We start from the raw sequence: 13,583 nt of genomic DNA on the forward strand, positions 1-13,583 counted from the left end.
CGTCCGAGTGGTGAAGTCGGTTCGAGGTGGTTAGCGTCTGAGCATGGCTGCCAAGGTGCTCGCGATCGTCCTGGCCGGCGGGGAGGGCAAGCGCCTGATGCCCCTGACGACCGACCGGGCGAAGCCCGCCGTCCCCTTCGGCGGGATGTACCGCATGGTCGACTTCGTCCTGTCCAACCTGGCGAACGCCGGCTTCCTCAAGATCGTCGTGCTGACCCAGTACAAGTCGCACTCGCTGGACCGCCACATCACCAAGACGTGGCGGATGTCGACGCTGCTCGGCAACTACGTCACGCCGGTGCCCGCGCAGCAGCGCCGCGGCCCGTGGTGGTTCGCCGGCTCGGCCGACGCGATCTACCAGAGCTTCAACCTGATCAACGACGAGCAGCCCGACTACGTGATCGTCTTCGGCGCGGACCACATCTACCGGATGGATCCCCGGCAGATGGTCGAGGACCACATCGCCTCCGGCGCCGGGGTGACGGTGGCGGGCATCCGGCAGCCGCTGTCGACGGCCGACCAGTTCGGCGTGATCGAGGTCGGCGAGGACGGCAAGCGTATCCGCGCGTTCCGGGAGAAGCCCACCGACGCGGTCGGGCTGCCGGACGCGCCGGACGAGATCTACGCCTCGATGGGCAACTACGTGTTCACCACCAAGGCGCTGTGCGAGGCGGTCGAGCGCGACGCGGCGGACAAGACGAGCAAGCACGACATGGGCGGCAGCATCATCCCGATGCTCGTCGAGCGCGGCGAGGCAAACGTCTACGACTTCAAGGACAACGAGGTGCCCGGCAGCACCGACCGCGACCGCGGCTACTGGCGGGACGTGGGGACGCTCGACTCGTTCTACGACGCGCACATGGACCTGATCAACGTGCACCCGGTGTTCAACCTCTACAACTTCGAGTGGCCCATCTACACCGAGCAGCCGCCGTACCCGCCGGCCAAGTTCGTGCACGCCTGGGGCGAGCGGGTGGGCCGCGCGGTCAGCTCGATGGTCTCGCCCGGCTCGGTGATCTCCGGCTCGCTGGTGGAGAACTCGATCGTGGCGCCGAAGGTGAAGGTGCACTCGTGGGCGCACGTCGACGGCGCCGTGCTGATGGAGGGTGTCCAGATCGGCCGCCACGCGGTCGTCCGGCGCGCGATCCTGGACAAGAACGTCCACGTCCCGGAGGGCGCCGAGATCGGCGTCGACCTGGAGAAGGACCGCCAGCGCTACACCGTGTCCGACAACGGCATCGTCGTCATCGGCAAGGGCCAGCGCGTCGAGCCCTGAGCAGTCCCCACCGCATCACCGAGGAGGATCCCGCAGTGGCCCACCCCCGTGCCGGCCAGCCCGCCCGGCCCGCCGACCTGGTCGACGTGCCCCGGCTGGTCACCGCCTACTACGCCGAGCACCCGGACCCGGACGACCCGGCGCAGCAGGTCTCCTTCGGCACCTCCGGGCACCGCGGTTCCAGCCTGCGCAACGCGTTCAACTCCGACCACATCCTCGCCGTCACCCAGGCGCTCTGCGACTACCGGCGCGAACAGGGCCTTTCCGGGCCACTGTTCCTCGGCCGGGACACCCACGCGCTCTCCGCGCCCGCCGAGGCCGACGCGCTGGAGGTGCTCGCCGCCAACGACGTCACAGTGCTGCGCGACAGCCGCGACGGCTACACCCCGACCCCGGCGGTCTCGCACGCCATCCTCACCCACAACCGGGGGCGCACCAGCGGCCTCGCCGACGGCATCGTGATCACCCCGTCGCACAACCCGCCGTCCGACGGCGGGTTCAAGTACAACCCCACCCACGGCGGGCCCGCCGACACCGACGCCACCAAGTGGATCCAGGACCGCGCGAACGCCATCCTCGCCGCCGGGCTCAAGGAGGTGAAACGCATCCCGTACGCGCGGGCGCGCGCCGCCGCGACCACCGGGGAGTACGACTTCCTCGCCCGGTACGTCGACGACCTGCCCGCCGCGCTGAACATCGACGCGATCCGCGACGCCGGGGTGCGCATCGGCGCGGACCCGATGGGCGGGGCGAGCGTGGCGTACTGGGGCGAGATCGCCGAACGGCACCGCCTCGACCTCACCGTGATCAACCCGCTCGTGGACCCGACCTGGCGGTTCATGACGCTCGACGGCGACGGCAAGATCCGGATGGACTGCTCCTCACCGAACGCGATGGCCTCGCTGATCGCCGCCCGGGACGACTACGCGGTCTCCACCGGCAACGACGCCGACGCCGACCGGCACGGCATCGTCACGCCCGACGGCGGCCTGATGAACCCCAACCACTACCTGGCCGTGGCGATCGGCCACCTGTTCCGTACCCGGGAGCAGTGGGGCCCGGCCGCGGCGGTGGGCAAGACGCTCGTCTCCTCCTCGATGATCGACCGGGTCGCGGCCGACCTCGGCCGCCCGCTGCTGGAGGTGCCGGTCGGGTTCAAGTGGTTCGTGCCCGGCCTGCTCGACGGCACCGTCGGCTTCGGCGGCGAGGAGAGCGCCGGGGCGTCGTTCCTGCGCCGCGACGGCGGCACCTGGACCACCGACAAGGACGGCATCCTGCTCTGCCTGCTCGCCGCCGAGATCATCGCCACCACCGGCCGGACGCCCAGCGAGCACTGGGCCGAGCTGGCCGACCGGTTCGGCGCGCCCGCGTACGCCCGGATCGACGCCCCGGCCGACCGGGCGCAGAAGGCCGTCCTGGCGAAGCTGTCGCCGGAGCAGGTCACCGCCACCGAGCTGGCCGGTGAGCCGATCGCCGCGATCCTCACCACCGCACCCGGCAACGGCGCCGCGATCGGCGGGCTCAAGGTGACCACCGAGTCGGGCTGGTTCGCCGCCCGCCCGTCCGGCACCGAGGACGTCTACAAGATCTACGCCGAGTCGTTCCAGGGCCCGGAGCACCTGGCCCGGATCCAGGAGGAGGCCAAGGCGCTTGTCGACGGCGTGCTCGCCACCGCCTGACCCGGCTCAGCGGGGCGGGGGCAGCTCCCGGCGGTTGAGCTGCTCCCGCAACCCGTCCGGCAACAGCTCCCGCAACTGGTCCGGCAGCAGCGGCAGGTCCAGCAGGCTCAGTTTGAGCTGGTTGCGCTCCTGGTAACGGCGGGGGTCGAGGCGGACCACCCGGCCGGCGTCCTTGACGTACCGGATGTGCACCGAACCCTCCGTCGCCGCCTGCCGGATCAGCAGCCCGTCCATCTCCACCGCCACCGGCGCCGAGTCCGCGCGCAGCTCCAGGTGCACCGTCTCGTGCGCGGAGAGCAGCACCGAGCGGGAGATCCCGGCCATCGGCGCGGACGGCGTCACCACCATCGCCTCCGTGGCCGGTGAGATCAGCGGTCCGCCGGCGGCATAGCTGTACGCGGTCGACCCGGTCGGCGTGCTCACCACCAGCGCGTCGCACCGGTAGTAGCCGTACCGCTGGCCGTCCACCGCCAGGGTGGCCGTGACGAACCCCGCGCCGGGCTGCCGGACCAGGGCGATGTCGTTGAACGCCACCACGTCGTCACCGCAGACGTCGCAGGCCAGGCAGGCGTGCGACTCGACGGTGAAGTCGTGCTCCACCAGCCGTTCCAGCGCCCGGGGCAGGTCCGGCGGCTCCACCTCGACCAGGAAGCCGACCCGGCCCAGGTGCACGCCGAGCACCGGCTTCGGGTCGCGGACGGCCATCCGCAGCGCGCCCAGCATGGTCCCGTCGCCGCCGATGCTGATCAGCGCGGCACAGCGGTCGGCCAGTTCGTCCGCGGCGACCGCCTCCACCGACGCCGGTACCCGCGCCCGGTCCTCGGCGCGTACCGCGAGGGTGATCCGGTGCCGGGCGGCCCAGTCCGCGATGATCCCCACCACCTCGGAGACGTCCCGGGTGGGGTGCAGCACCAGCCCCAGCACGTCACCCGCCACCGCTACAGCTCACCACACCGGGACCGGACCAGGACCGGAGCGGGCGGCGGTGATCCGAAATCCCCCTTTGGGGTGGTAGCGGCCACTATGGTGTGAACATGCCGGTCCCGTATGGTGTCCAGTCGATCGTCCCCGCCGCCGGCGTGGGAGTGCCGTCCCGTGCGGACGCGCCGGGTCTCCGGGTCCGCCCGGCCACCGTCGCGGACGCGGAATGGCTGGCCGAGGTCAGCCGGTCGTCGTTCGCGCGGCATCTGCACGACTACCTGACCTCGGCCCAGCCCGGCGTCGGCCGGTTCTGGGAGGTCGTGCTCGCACACCCGCAGTCGTTCCCCGGCCGGTGTTTCCTGGTGGCCGAGGACCAGGACGGCCGGCGGCTGGGCTTCGCCGACCTGACCCGGGTCGAGCCGGGCCTGGCGCACCTGTCCTACATCTGCGTGGTGGAGGCCGCCCGTGGCCGTGGCGTCGCCCGGGAACTGCTGCGCGCGTACGCCCGCGCCCACCCCGACCTGCTGTCGATGCGGCTGGACGTGTTCGCCGACAACGCCCCGGCCCGCGCGCTCTACGACCGGCTCGGGTTCGCGGGCGACTCCACGACCACGTGGTGGGTCGCCGACCTCGCGCTCGGCGGGGTCGCGCCCGCAGCCGACGTCCGCTTCGACGGGCTGCACGCCGCCCGGGCCTGGCTCGACACGTACGGCTTCGGTGAGCTCACCGTCGTCGCCGGAGACGCCACCCACGTGCTGGGGCGGCCGAGCCCGCGGGTGCTGCGGTGCTTCGACCCGGCGACGCTGCGACGGCCGGCGGTGGTCGCAGCCGTGGTCCGGGCCTTCCCCGGCATCGACCGCGTCCTGGTCATGACACCCGGCGAGGACGCGCCGCCCAGCGCGGTCGGCCCGCTGCGGGCCGTCAACCGCTCGCTCAGGATGTCCACCTCCGAGATCCGCGCCAGACTGGAGCTTCCGTGACGCAGACGATCCCCAAGACCGCCACCGACCCGGGTGCCTTCCGCACGCCGAGCCTGTTCTACCGGGCGGCCCGGGAGGGCATGCGCGACCTGCTCGCCCAGCCCGAGGTCTGGCGCGGCGACCGGCGCGACATCCTGCTGCCGTCGTTCATCGGCTGGTCCGCCAACGAGGGCAGCGGCGTCTTCGACCCGGTGACCGAACTCGGGCTCGACCCCGGCTTCTACGACCTGACCGAGGACCTCGCCGTTGACCTGTCCTCGCTGGAGGCACGGCTCGCGGACCGTCCCTACGACGTCGTGGTGGTCATCCACTACTTCGGCCGCACCGAACGGGCGATCGGCCGGATCCGGGAGCTGACCGACAGGCACGGCGCGCTGCTGCTCGAGGACCTCGCACACGCGTGGTTCACCCACGCGCTCGGCGGTCCGGCCGGCCGCACCGGCGAGGTCTCGCTCTACTCCCTGCACAAGATGCTGCCGATGCCCGGCGCACGCGGCGGGATGATCACCTACCGCGACCCGGGGCGGCTCACCGGTCAGCGGGAGACCGAGCCGGACCTGTCCCGGCACGTGCTCGACCACGACACGCTGGGCATCGCCGTGCGGCGGCAGGAGAACTTCCGCGCCCTCACCGCGTTGCTGCGCGACCTGCCCGAACTCGGCGGCGCGTTCGAGCTGATGTGGCCCGAGCTGGCGCCGGACGACGCCCCGCAGACGCTGCCGGTGCGGATCCTCGGGACCGGCCGGGAGAACCGCGACCATGTCTACGCCGAGATGAACCGCGAGGGCTTCGGCATGGTCAGCCTCTACCACACGCTCATCGAGCAGTTGCGCGATCATCCGTCGATGGCACGGCTGTCCCGGCGGATCATCAACTTCCCCGTACACCAGGACGTCGCACCGGCCGACTACCCGGCACTGGTCGCGAGCTTCCAGCGGGCGCTGGGCACACTCCCTGAGCGCGGCGCGCTCGCACCGGCCGCACGTCCGGCGGCACCGGCCCAGAGCGGCGCTGCGGCGCCGCGACCGTCCGGCGTGCCCACCGGCTCGGCCTGACCGCGTGTCGGTGCCCGCCCGTGCCGGGCGGGCACCGACGGGCTCAGCGGACGCCGGTGAGGCGCCGTTCCTGGTCGAGGTCGAGCATCTGCGCCGACGGGTCGACCGCCACGCCGGACGCGCGCAGGACCTTGCCCGCCGTCCGCGCGAGGATGCGCAGGTCGAGCCAGAGGGACCAGTCGAGAACGTAGCGGACGTCGAGTTCCAGGCGCTCGGTCCAGGCCAGGTCGTTGCGACCGTTGACCTGCGCGAGCCCGGTGATGCCCGGCCGGACCTCGAACCGCTTGCGCTCCCGGTCGGTGTACCAGGGGTCGTAGCGCAGCAGCAGCGGCCGGGGACCGACCAGGCTGAGGTCGCCCCGGAGCACGTTGACCATCTGCGGCAGCTCGTCGATGCTCAGCCGCCGCAGCGTCCGGCCGACGCCCCGGCAGCGGACCCCGTCGGGCAGCAGCCGGCCCTCCGCGTCGCGGTCGTCGGACATCGTCCTGAGCTTGAGGACCCGGATGCGGCGCTCGTACCGGCCGGTGCGTTCCTGGCGGAAGAAGACCGGGCTGCCGAACTGGGCCAGGACGAGCAGCGCGGCGACCGCCACCACCGGCGCGGTCACCACGAGCACGACGAGCGCCACGGTGATGTCGAGGAGCCGCTTGAGCCGTAGCTCGATCGACCGCCGGCCGGGGCTCACCGGGAGTGCGCCTTCCCGGCGGCCTGCGGGGCGTACTCCCCGGGTGGTCCGCCGACGCCCGCGGCGTACTCGATGACCTCGGCCATCCGCACCGCGGAGATCCGGTTGTCGAAGTGCCGGTGCGACCGCTCGCGGGCGCGTACGCCGCGCTCGGCGAGCCGCCCGGACCGGAACTCGGCGTACGCGTGCTCGATGGCCTCCGCCAGGGCGGCCGGGTCGTCCCGGGGAACCACCCACCCGCAGCTCTCGTCCACCGTCTCCGGCAGCCCGCCGGCGTCGCTGACGATGCTGGGAACGTCCAGCAGTGCCGCCTCGGGCGGCGCGCCGTGGCCCTCGCTCAGTGACGGGCTGACGCTGAGGTCCGCCGCCCGGTAGTAGGGCCGCACGTCGTCGGCGGTGTCGATCCAGCGGACGGAGTGGTCGTCAGCGACCCCGAACCGGCGGATCAGCTCCTGCCGGTGGTCCTCGCCGGCCTGGTCCGAGCCGCCACCGACGAGCATCAGCACCGCCTCGGGGTGCCGGGACCGGATCTCCTGCCACGCGGCGAGCAGGACGTCGTGGCCCTTGAACGCGCGGTCCCGGTGGGCGGCGAGCTTCCGCGGGGGATAGACGTACGCCACCATGATCACGACGAACTGGTCCGGGCTCAGCCCGAGATCCGCCCGGCACTTCGCCCGGGCCTCCGCCCGCGTCGCCGCCGTGTCGTCCGGCAGGTCCGCGGTCGCCCAGGCCAGGTTGAGCCCGCTGGTCACGGCCGGCCGGCGCGCCGCCGGTACGCCCAGCTCGCCGTAGAGGCGGGAGGTGTAGCGGGTGCCGCAGATGATCGTGCGGTCCAGGCGCCAGAGCAACCGCTCGACCATCCGGACCGCCCGCGACTCCAGGAACGCGGGGCCGGCGACGAACTGCACCCGAGCCAGCGGCAGGCCGACAGTCGCGAGCCGCGCGCCAAGCGTGGCCGCGTACAGGTGGTGGTAGAGCACCTGGGGGCGCAGACGGCGGACGAGGCGGCGCAGCCGCCACAGCTCGGACAGCGTGCTCAGGCTGGGCCGGAAGCGGAACGAGAACGGCGACGCCACCGTCCGGATCCCGGCCTCGGCCAGGCGGTCGTTCAGGCGCCCGCCGGGTGGGCAGATCACCACCACCTCGTGGCCGCGATCCCGCAGGGCGCAGGCCTGCGGGATGGTCCAGAGTCCGCCGTAGTTCGTCTTGACGATGACGGCGACGCGCAGTGACCGGCGCCCGGGCGGGTCGCCGGCGACGCCGGACCGGGGATCGTGCCTCACGTGTTCGCCTCCAACAGTCGGCGCGACGTCGTTCGCCGCTCCACCCAGGGCAACGAGCTTTGTGGTGTTTAGTAACCAACGTCGGATTCTCTCGTTGGCCCTGCGGAGAGAGCACCGGCGAGCGGTAGGAGCGCACGTGAGAGTCGTCGTCACGGGGGGCGCCGGTTTCATCGGTTCCAACCTGGTGCGGGCCCTGTCGGAAACGGGCCGGGTCGCCGAGATCGTCGTCGTCGACGACCTCTCCACCGGGTCGGTGGAGAACCTGCGCGGGCTGCCGGTGGAGCTGCTGATCGGGACCGTCCTGGACCCCGCGCTGCTCGACCGCGCGATGGCCGGCGCGTCCAGCGTGGTCCACCTCGGAGCCCTCGGCTCGGTGCCCCGCTCCATCGACGACCCGCTGCGCAGCCACCACGCGAACGCCACCGGCACCCTGACCGTCCTCGACGCCGCCCACCGCAACGGCGTCCCGCAGTGCGTGCTGGCCTCCTCGTCCTCGGTGTACGGCGCCAACCCGGTACTGCCACGCCAGGAGGGCCTGCGGCCCATGCCGGTCAGCCCGTACGCGGTGTCGAAACTGGCCACCGAGGCGTACGGGATCGCCTTCGCCAACTGCTACGGCATGGCGGTCCTGCCGTTCCGCTTCTTCAACGTCTTCGGACCGAGGCAGGCGGCGAACCACGTGTACGCCGCGGTGGTCCCGCGGTTCGTCACCGCCGCCCTGGAGAACCGGCCGTTGCAGGTGCACGGCGACGGGCGGCAGTCCCGGGACTTCACCTACGTGGGCAGCGTGACCTCGGTGATCGTGGACGCTGTGCTGCGGCAGGTGGCGGCCCCGGACGTGGTGAACCTCGCGTTCGGCGCGCGCATCTCCCTGCTCGACCTCATCGCCGAACTGGAGACCGTGCTGGGGCGGACGCTGGACGTCGTGCACGTGCCGGCGCGGCCCGGTGACGTCCGCGAGTCCCAGGCCGACCACACACGACTGCGCGAGCTGTTCCCGGCCGCGTCGCCGACGCCCTTCGCCGAAGGGCTGCGGGCTACGGTCGAGTGGTTCCGGTCGGGGGAGGCCCTGACAGCAGGCGCCGTGCCGGCGCAGGGGCAGTCCGTCAGCGCGCCTCTTTCCTGAGGCGTATCACACGCAGCGTGCTCAGGGCGGCCCGTCGTTGAGACGGCGGCGCCAGAGCCGCGGGCATCCTGTCCGCCGCTTTGACCGTCACGCTGGACAGCCGCGACTGCTCCCGGCACCGCCGGCCCCCGGTCCATCGAAGGTGCACGTGCGCCGGCGTTCGGCCCGACTACCCCGATGTCCGGGCCGGATGGCGGGGGGTGTCGGTCGACGCGAACGTCGGCTCCCGCCGCACAGCGGCGTGCATCGGAGCTGGCATGGTGCCGCCCCGCACGAATCCCAGACAGATGACGGCGTAGAAGACGGCACCGTACAGAAGGGTGTTGAGGAAGGTGATGCTCTCCCCGCGGAAGCCGTACATCCAGTCGACGGTGTAGAGGATGCTCGCGTAGGCGAACACGTGCCCTCGTCCGGCTCGGAGGAGGATCAGCCGGTGGCCGAGGGTGATCGCGGCGAAGACGAACGGGATGCCCACCAGGCCGAAGTTGAGGTACGCCTCGGCCGTCAGGGAGAATCCGTAGCCCGACGTGGATCCGGGGGCCCACTGGTCGACGAGCCAGTTCATGAGCATGGGACGATCCGGCACCAACGCTGACGGCAGTAGGGCGAGTAACGCCTCCGCATAGCTCTGGCCCGGCCACAGTCGGAGGCTGCTGTCGCCGTATGTCATGACGTAGGTGTCCACGAACATCGTGGAGCCCTCGTTCAGGGCCTTCCCGATGTTCAGTGTGCCCCCGCTCCGAACAGCGCTGAGGTAGGTGGCCGCCACGGCGAAGGCGACGCCGGCCAGTCCGAACTTCGGGGGAATGCGCCTCCGCTGGAGCAGAAGAATGTGCATCGCCACGGCGAAGGCGACGAAGAGGAAATCGCGTTCGTTCGTGGCCAGGCAGTAGACCACGTAGAGGCCGAAATTCAACCAGTACGGCAGTCGCGCCGAGGGCACCGCCCTGGTCAGGAAATAGAGCGAGCAGGCACAGATCTCGAGAGCGAGGTAGCGGTAGTGCAGCGGACCGGCGAGCTGGATCCGTTCGAGTTTGTTGCCGGTGATCATCGCCGGACCGCGCAGCAACAGGATGACGGCCGCGTAGGACGCCATGGTGTAGAGCGCCGCCGGAACCAGCGCGTTCTTCCGCGGTGAGCGGAGTACAGACAGGTCCGGCAGTCGCTCGCGGATCGGCATGAGGAGGGCCACCGCCGCTACGCCGGCGAGGGCCAGCAGTAGCGCGAGGCAGGCCTCATTGATCTTGTCCGGGATGATGCCCACGTAGATCTCATTGCCGAGGGCGTAGTTGATCGCCGGGCCGAGGCCGAAGAAGATGAAGTAGGCGAAGAGGTAGGGCAGGAAGTCGCTCCGCCCTGATCGGAGGAAGACGGCGAGCAACATCGCCGCGCCGAGGGCGAGGGACAGCCAGACCACCAGGCTCGTGCTCAGTTCCACGGAGTCTCCAACTTGGTGCGCGACCGGTGCGACGCGTGTCGTGCAGCGGGTCGACTTCGGACTGCCGGCGGCGAGAACGCCGGCGCGTGACTGTGGCGCCCAGCGGGCACTACGGCGCAGCGACCCCACCTCTCGAAGTGGCAGGTGTGCGCGAAGGATCGGCGACGAATGCAACAGTTCACGACGTTCCAATGCCCCAGTGGCTCGCCGTCAATGATGCACCATGACGTCTTCTCCGGGGCGCTGACGCCAGAACAGCACAAGATTGATTTTCGAAACTCGAATGAATCGCCGGGCCTCCCGTCTTGTCGAATATTCTTCGTGCCGCCGACTCGGCGAAAATTGCCTCCATCTGCTGGATCACGCCCTGTGCCGCGCCGTGGCTGACAGATCGGCGGGCATCGCGAGCGCGTGGCGGAACATCACCACTTTCAGCACTGCCTCACATCCGAGTGCCGCAACCAGTGCCCAGGCCGCCCCGGTCAGGCCGTGGGCCGATATCAGGGTCAGGCTGACGACCACGTTGACGACAAGCATGGTGAGGCTCGCCGCGAGTTGCCGGCCGAACTTGCGCGTCGCGGAGATCGCGCTGTTGAGGAAGAACAGCGCCCCGCTGAAGCCCACCGAGACGGCGAGGATCGCCAGCAGGTGGCCCTGCTGCGCGTAGGTGTCTCCGTAGACGAGCCGAAGTGCCGCATCCCCTCCGAGCAGCGCGCCCACGACGGCGCCCGCCCCCAATGCGAGGGACCCGAGGACGAGACGGGAGGTCAGGGTGGACAGGGCGCGGAGGGCGCCGCGGGAGTAGAGCTCCGACATCTTCGGCAACGCTGTCTGGGCGATGCCGGCGAAGAGAATGTTGGTGACCACGGTGGCGTAGGCCACGACTGCGAAGATGCCGAGAGCGCCGGTGCCTGATCGGTGTTCCAGGAGGTAGCGGGGCACGTTGCCGCTGAAGGAGTTCAGCCCGGATGCCAGGCCGACGGGTAGCGCGATCCGCACCAATGTGCCGGCCCTTCGGATTCCTCCCGGCGGCGTGGGACGGGGTGTGGGCGACGGCCCGCCCGGTTCCAGACGGCGCGCAGCCCACCGGCAGTAGAGCAGGGAGCCGAGCGTCGAGCCGGCGACGGATCCCGCGGCGGTCCAGGCGATGTCTCGGGTGAGGCTGAGCAACGCCGCCATGAGTAGCAAGGTCGCGACATTATTCATGATCATCGAAGTGGCGATCAGCCGCATGCGCAGCAGTTGTTGGAATCGGCCGCAGTAGATGTCGCCGACGCCGTCGATGGCTTTGGCGATTCCGATGAGCATGATCACTGTGCCGTCGCCCGAGCCACGAGTGGCAGCGATGACGCCGACAGCGGTCACCGCCACCACCATCGCCGCGGTCCGGAGACGTAGGTACTCCCGAAAGGCGAATCGCCCGGACGTGTCGGTCACCAGCACGACCCGCAGTCCGAGACTGGCCAGAAGAATCACCGGTGCGGTGGCGGCGAGGCCGAGTGCGTACTGGCCCACCATCGTGGGGCTGCCGAAACGGGCCAGCAGGGCGATGATCCCCCACTGGGTGACAGCGCTTCCGAACAGGCCGAGCAGGTTCCAGGCAACGTTGCTGGTCTGACCGGGAAGGCGTAGGCGGACCCGGCGGGGGGCCGGCCTAAGCGGTTGCGCGGTGGTCTCCACGATCGCCGGCTCGTCGGTGGGGCTCTGGCTACGGGCCACGGTTGTCTCCCGACGTGGTTCGCGTCGGACCGTGCCTGCCGAATCGGCTTCCGGAGGCCGACGTGAGCCGCGGATCATCGAGCGGGTTCCCGACCGGCCCGTTCGGCGGATCGGTCACCTGCGCCGAGCTGGCTGCGGACCAGCGGGCGCCGGCCGGGACATGCCCCGGATGGCACTCTCGGTCGCTTCCCGGACCGAGCGGTAGAAGTCGGCGCGGCGCGGCGTGAGAACGTCCCGCGAGTAGCGCCTCGCCCGGTCGAGGTTGCGACCGGAGGCCGACGCCATCCGCTCGGGATCGCCGATCATTCGGCGCACGGCCTCCGCCAGGGCGTCCGGGGAGTTCGGTTCCACCAGATCGTCGGGGGGTAGGAGCTCGGGGATTCCGCCGACTCGGGTGCCGAGCGCCGGCAGCGCCCGGGCCATGCCCTCGATGAGCGCCTTGGGGAGGCCCTCGGTCCGGGAGGGCATCACGATGACGTCGGCCTCGTCGAGCCGAGCGTGCAGCGGTTCGCCCGGAGCAACCCAGCCGGCGAAGGTCACCCGCTCTGTCACGCCGTGCGCGGCGGCCAACCGCTCCAGATCGGGTTGGTACCGGCCGCCGCCGAGGTGCGTCAGCCGGACACGGACGCCGGACGCGGCCAGGCGGGCCACCGCCAGGATGAGGCAGTCGATGCCCTTGTACAGCTGGTCGAGGGTGCCGACGCTCACCAGGTGGGCCTCGGCGGTGCGACATCGGGCGACCGGACGCGGAGCGGCGACGAAGGCGGTGGGCGGAAGGTCGATGGTGGAGATCGCGGCGGTCACCGCGTCGGGGGCGGCTGGATAGCGGCTCTGGAGGTGCTGCTCCGTCACGTAGGAGACGGCTGCGGCCGATCGGCAGTTCCGGCGTAGCTGGGTGCTGAACTTCTGCCGCAGCAGCGGGCGCAGCGGATGGCTGAGGACACCGGGCCCGAGCACGTCGTACGGATCCCCGATGACCTCCAGCGCGTAAGGCAGCCCTTTCCGGCGGCGGTCCCGGGCGAGCAGGGATCCGAACGCGGACGGCGCCCGCACGATCACCGCGTCGGACGGCCCGGCCGCGGCGGCGACGGCCTGGCCGATGCGCCGGCGTTGCCGGAGGTACTGCCGGGATCCCAGGTAGTGCGGCAGGGCGTGAACGTCGACCTGAGGTCCGTCGACGCGCACCATCCCCTCGGGGACGCTGTCCTGGTTGGCGATCCGAGCCATGATCCGGACCTCGTCGAAGGCGCTCAGGTAGCGCTGCCAGAAGCCGTAGCCGGGCACGTACATCGTCCACACCCGCCCGTCCGGCGTCCGGACGAGTCGGGACTCCGTGCTGACGACAACCCTCATTGACGGAAACCTCCAAGAGCGGGCCGTGGCCCGGCGGGGTGGGAGCAGTTCCTGGCCGAGACGTCGCG

At 71.2% G+C, this 13,583-nt stretch carries 11 protein-coding genes; 5 read left to right on the top strand and 6 right to left on the bottom strand.

The features are described 5' to 3' along the window. The first annotated feature begins 43 nt into the window (after positions 1 to 43). Complete coding sequence (gene glgC / locus CLT75_RS02200) at positions 44 to 1,276, top strand: glucose-1-phosphate adenylyltransferase (RefSeq protein WP_135239242.1); 1,233 nt, start codon at positions 44 to 46, stop codon at positions 1,274 to 1,276. Between the two features lie 35 nt (positions 1,277 to 1,311). Beyond that, positions 1,312 to 2,955: a phosphoglucomutase (alpha-D-glucose-1,6-bisphosphate-dependent) gene (gene pgm, locus CLT75_RS02205; RefSeq protein WP_135239243.1), complete on the top strand. Its 1,644-nt coding sequence runs from the start codon at positions 1,312 to 1,314 to the stop codon at positions 2,953 to 2,955. A 6-nt stretch (positions 2,956 to 2,961) separates the two neighbouring features. Here pgm and CLT75_RS02210 read toward each other — a convergent pair whose 3' ends face one another. Then, positions 2,962 to 3,891 carry an NAD(+)/NADH kinase gene (locus CLT75_RS02210; protein ID WP_135239244.1) on the bottom strand — a complete coding sequence of 310 codons (930 nt, stop codon included), beginning with the start codon at positions 3,889 to 3,891 and terminating at the stop codon, positions 2,962 to 2,964. A gap of 98 nt (positions 3,892 to 3,989) precedes the next feature. Between CLT75_RS02210 and CLT75_RS02215 the strand changes: the two genes are divergently transcribed. Together CLT75_RS02215 and CLT75_RS02220 are read left to right on the top strand one after the other, a co-directional pair. Then, positions 3,990 to 4,856: a GNAT family N-acetyltransferase gene (locus CLT75_RS02215; protein ID WP_135239245.1), complete on the top strand. Its 867-nt coding sequence runs from the start codon at positions 3,990 to 3,992 to the stop codon at positions 4,854 to 4,856. Then, positions 4,853 to 5,911 (top strand): DegT/DnrJ/EryC1/StrS family aminotransferase, encoded by a 1,059-nt coding sequence (locus tag CLT75_RS02220; protein WP_135239246.1) that lies wholly within the window; start codon positions 4,853 to 4,855, stop codon positions 5,909 to 5,911. The genes CLT75_RS02215 and CLT75_RS02220 overlap by 4 nt, the downstream gene beginning before the upstream one ends. A 43-nt stretch (positions 5,912 to 5,954) precedes the next feature. On the opposite strand, the gene CLT75_RS02225 is transcribed toward CLT75_RS02220, so the two are convergent. Continuing rightward, positions 5,955 to 6,596, bottom strand: coding sequence for a sugar transferase (locus CLT75_RS02225; protein WP_135239247.1), 642 nt, complete (start codon positions 6,594 to 6,596; stop codon positions 5,955 to 5,957). Then, a complete protein-coding gene (locus tag CLT75_RS02230) occupies positions 6,593 to 7,879 on the bottom strand; it encodes a glycosyltransferase (protein ID WP_135239248.1) in 1,287 nt (428 codons plus the stop codon). Before CLT75_RS02230 ends, CLT75_RS02225 begins: the two co-directional genes overlap by 4 nt. A gap of 136 nt (positions 7,880 to 8,015) precedes the next feature. Here CLT75_RS02230 and CLT75_RS02235 point away from each other — a divergent pair, with 136 nt between their 5' ends. Further along, positions 8,016 to 9,005, top strand: a complete 990-nt coding sequence (locus CLT75_RS02235) for an NAD-dependent epimerase/dehydratase family protein (RefSeq protein WP_135239249.1) — start codon at positions 8,016 to 8,018, stop codon at positions 9,003 to 9,005. 169 nt (positions 9,006 to 9,174) lie between these two features. On the opposite strand, the gene CLT75_RS02240 is transcribed toward CLT75_RS02235, so the two are convergent. From CLT75_RS02240 to CLT75_RS02250, 3 genes are all read right to left on the bottom strand, one after another. After that, the gene (locus CLT75_RS02240) at positions 9,175 to 10,443 is read right to left on the bottom strand and encodes a hypothetical protein (protein WP_135239250.1); all 1,269 of its coding nucleotides are present in this window, start codon (positions 10,441 to 10,443) and stop codon (positions 9,175 to 9,177) included. A gap of 360 nt (positions 10,444 to 10,803) precedes the next feature. Next, positions 10,804 to 12,162, bottom strand: a complete 1,359-nt coding sequence (locus CLT75_RS02245) for an oligosaccharide flippase family protein (protein ID WP_167796863.1) — start codon at positions 12,160 to 12,162, stop codon at positions 10,804 to 10,806. A gap of 114 nt (positions 12,163 to 12,276) precedes the next feature. Next, positions 12,277 to 13,515: a glycosyltransferase gene (locus CLT75_RS02250; RefSeq protein WP_135239252.1), complete on the bottom strand. Its 1,239-nt coding sequence runs from the start codon at positions 13,513 to 13,515 to the stop codon at positions 12,277 to 12,279. Between the last annotated feature and the right edge of the window lie 68 nt (positions 13,516 to 13,583).

The organism is Micromonospora sp. CNZ285, assembly GCF_004637285.1.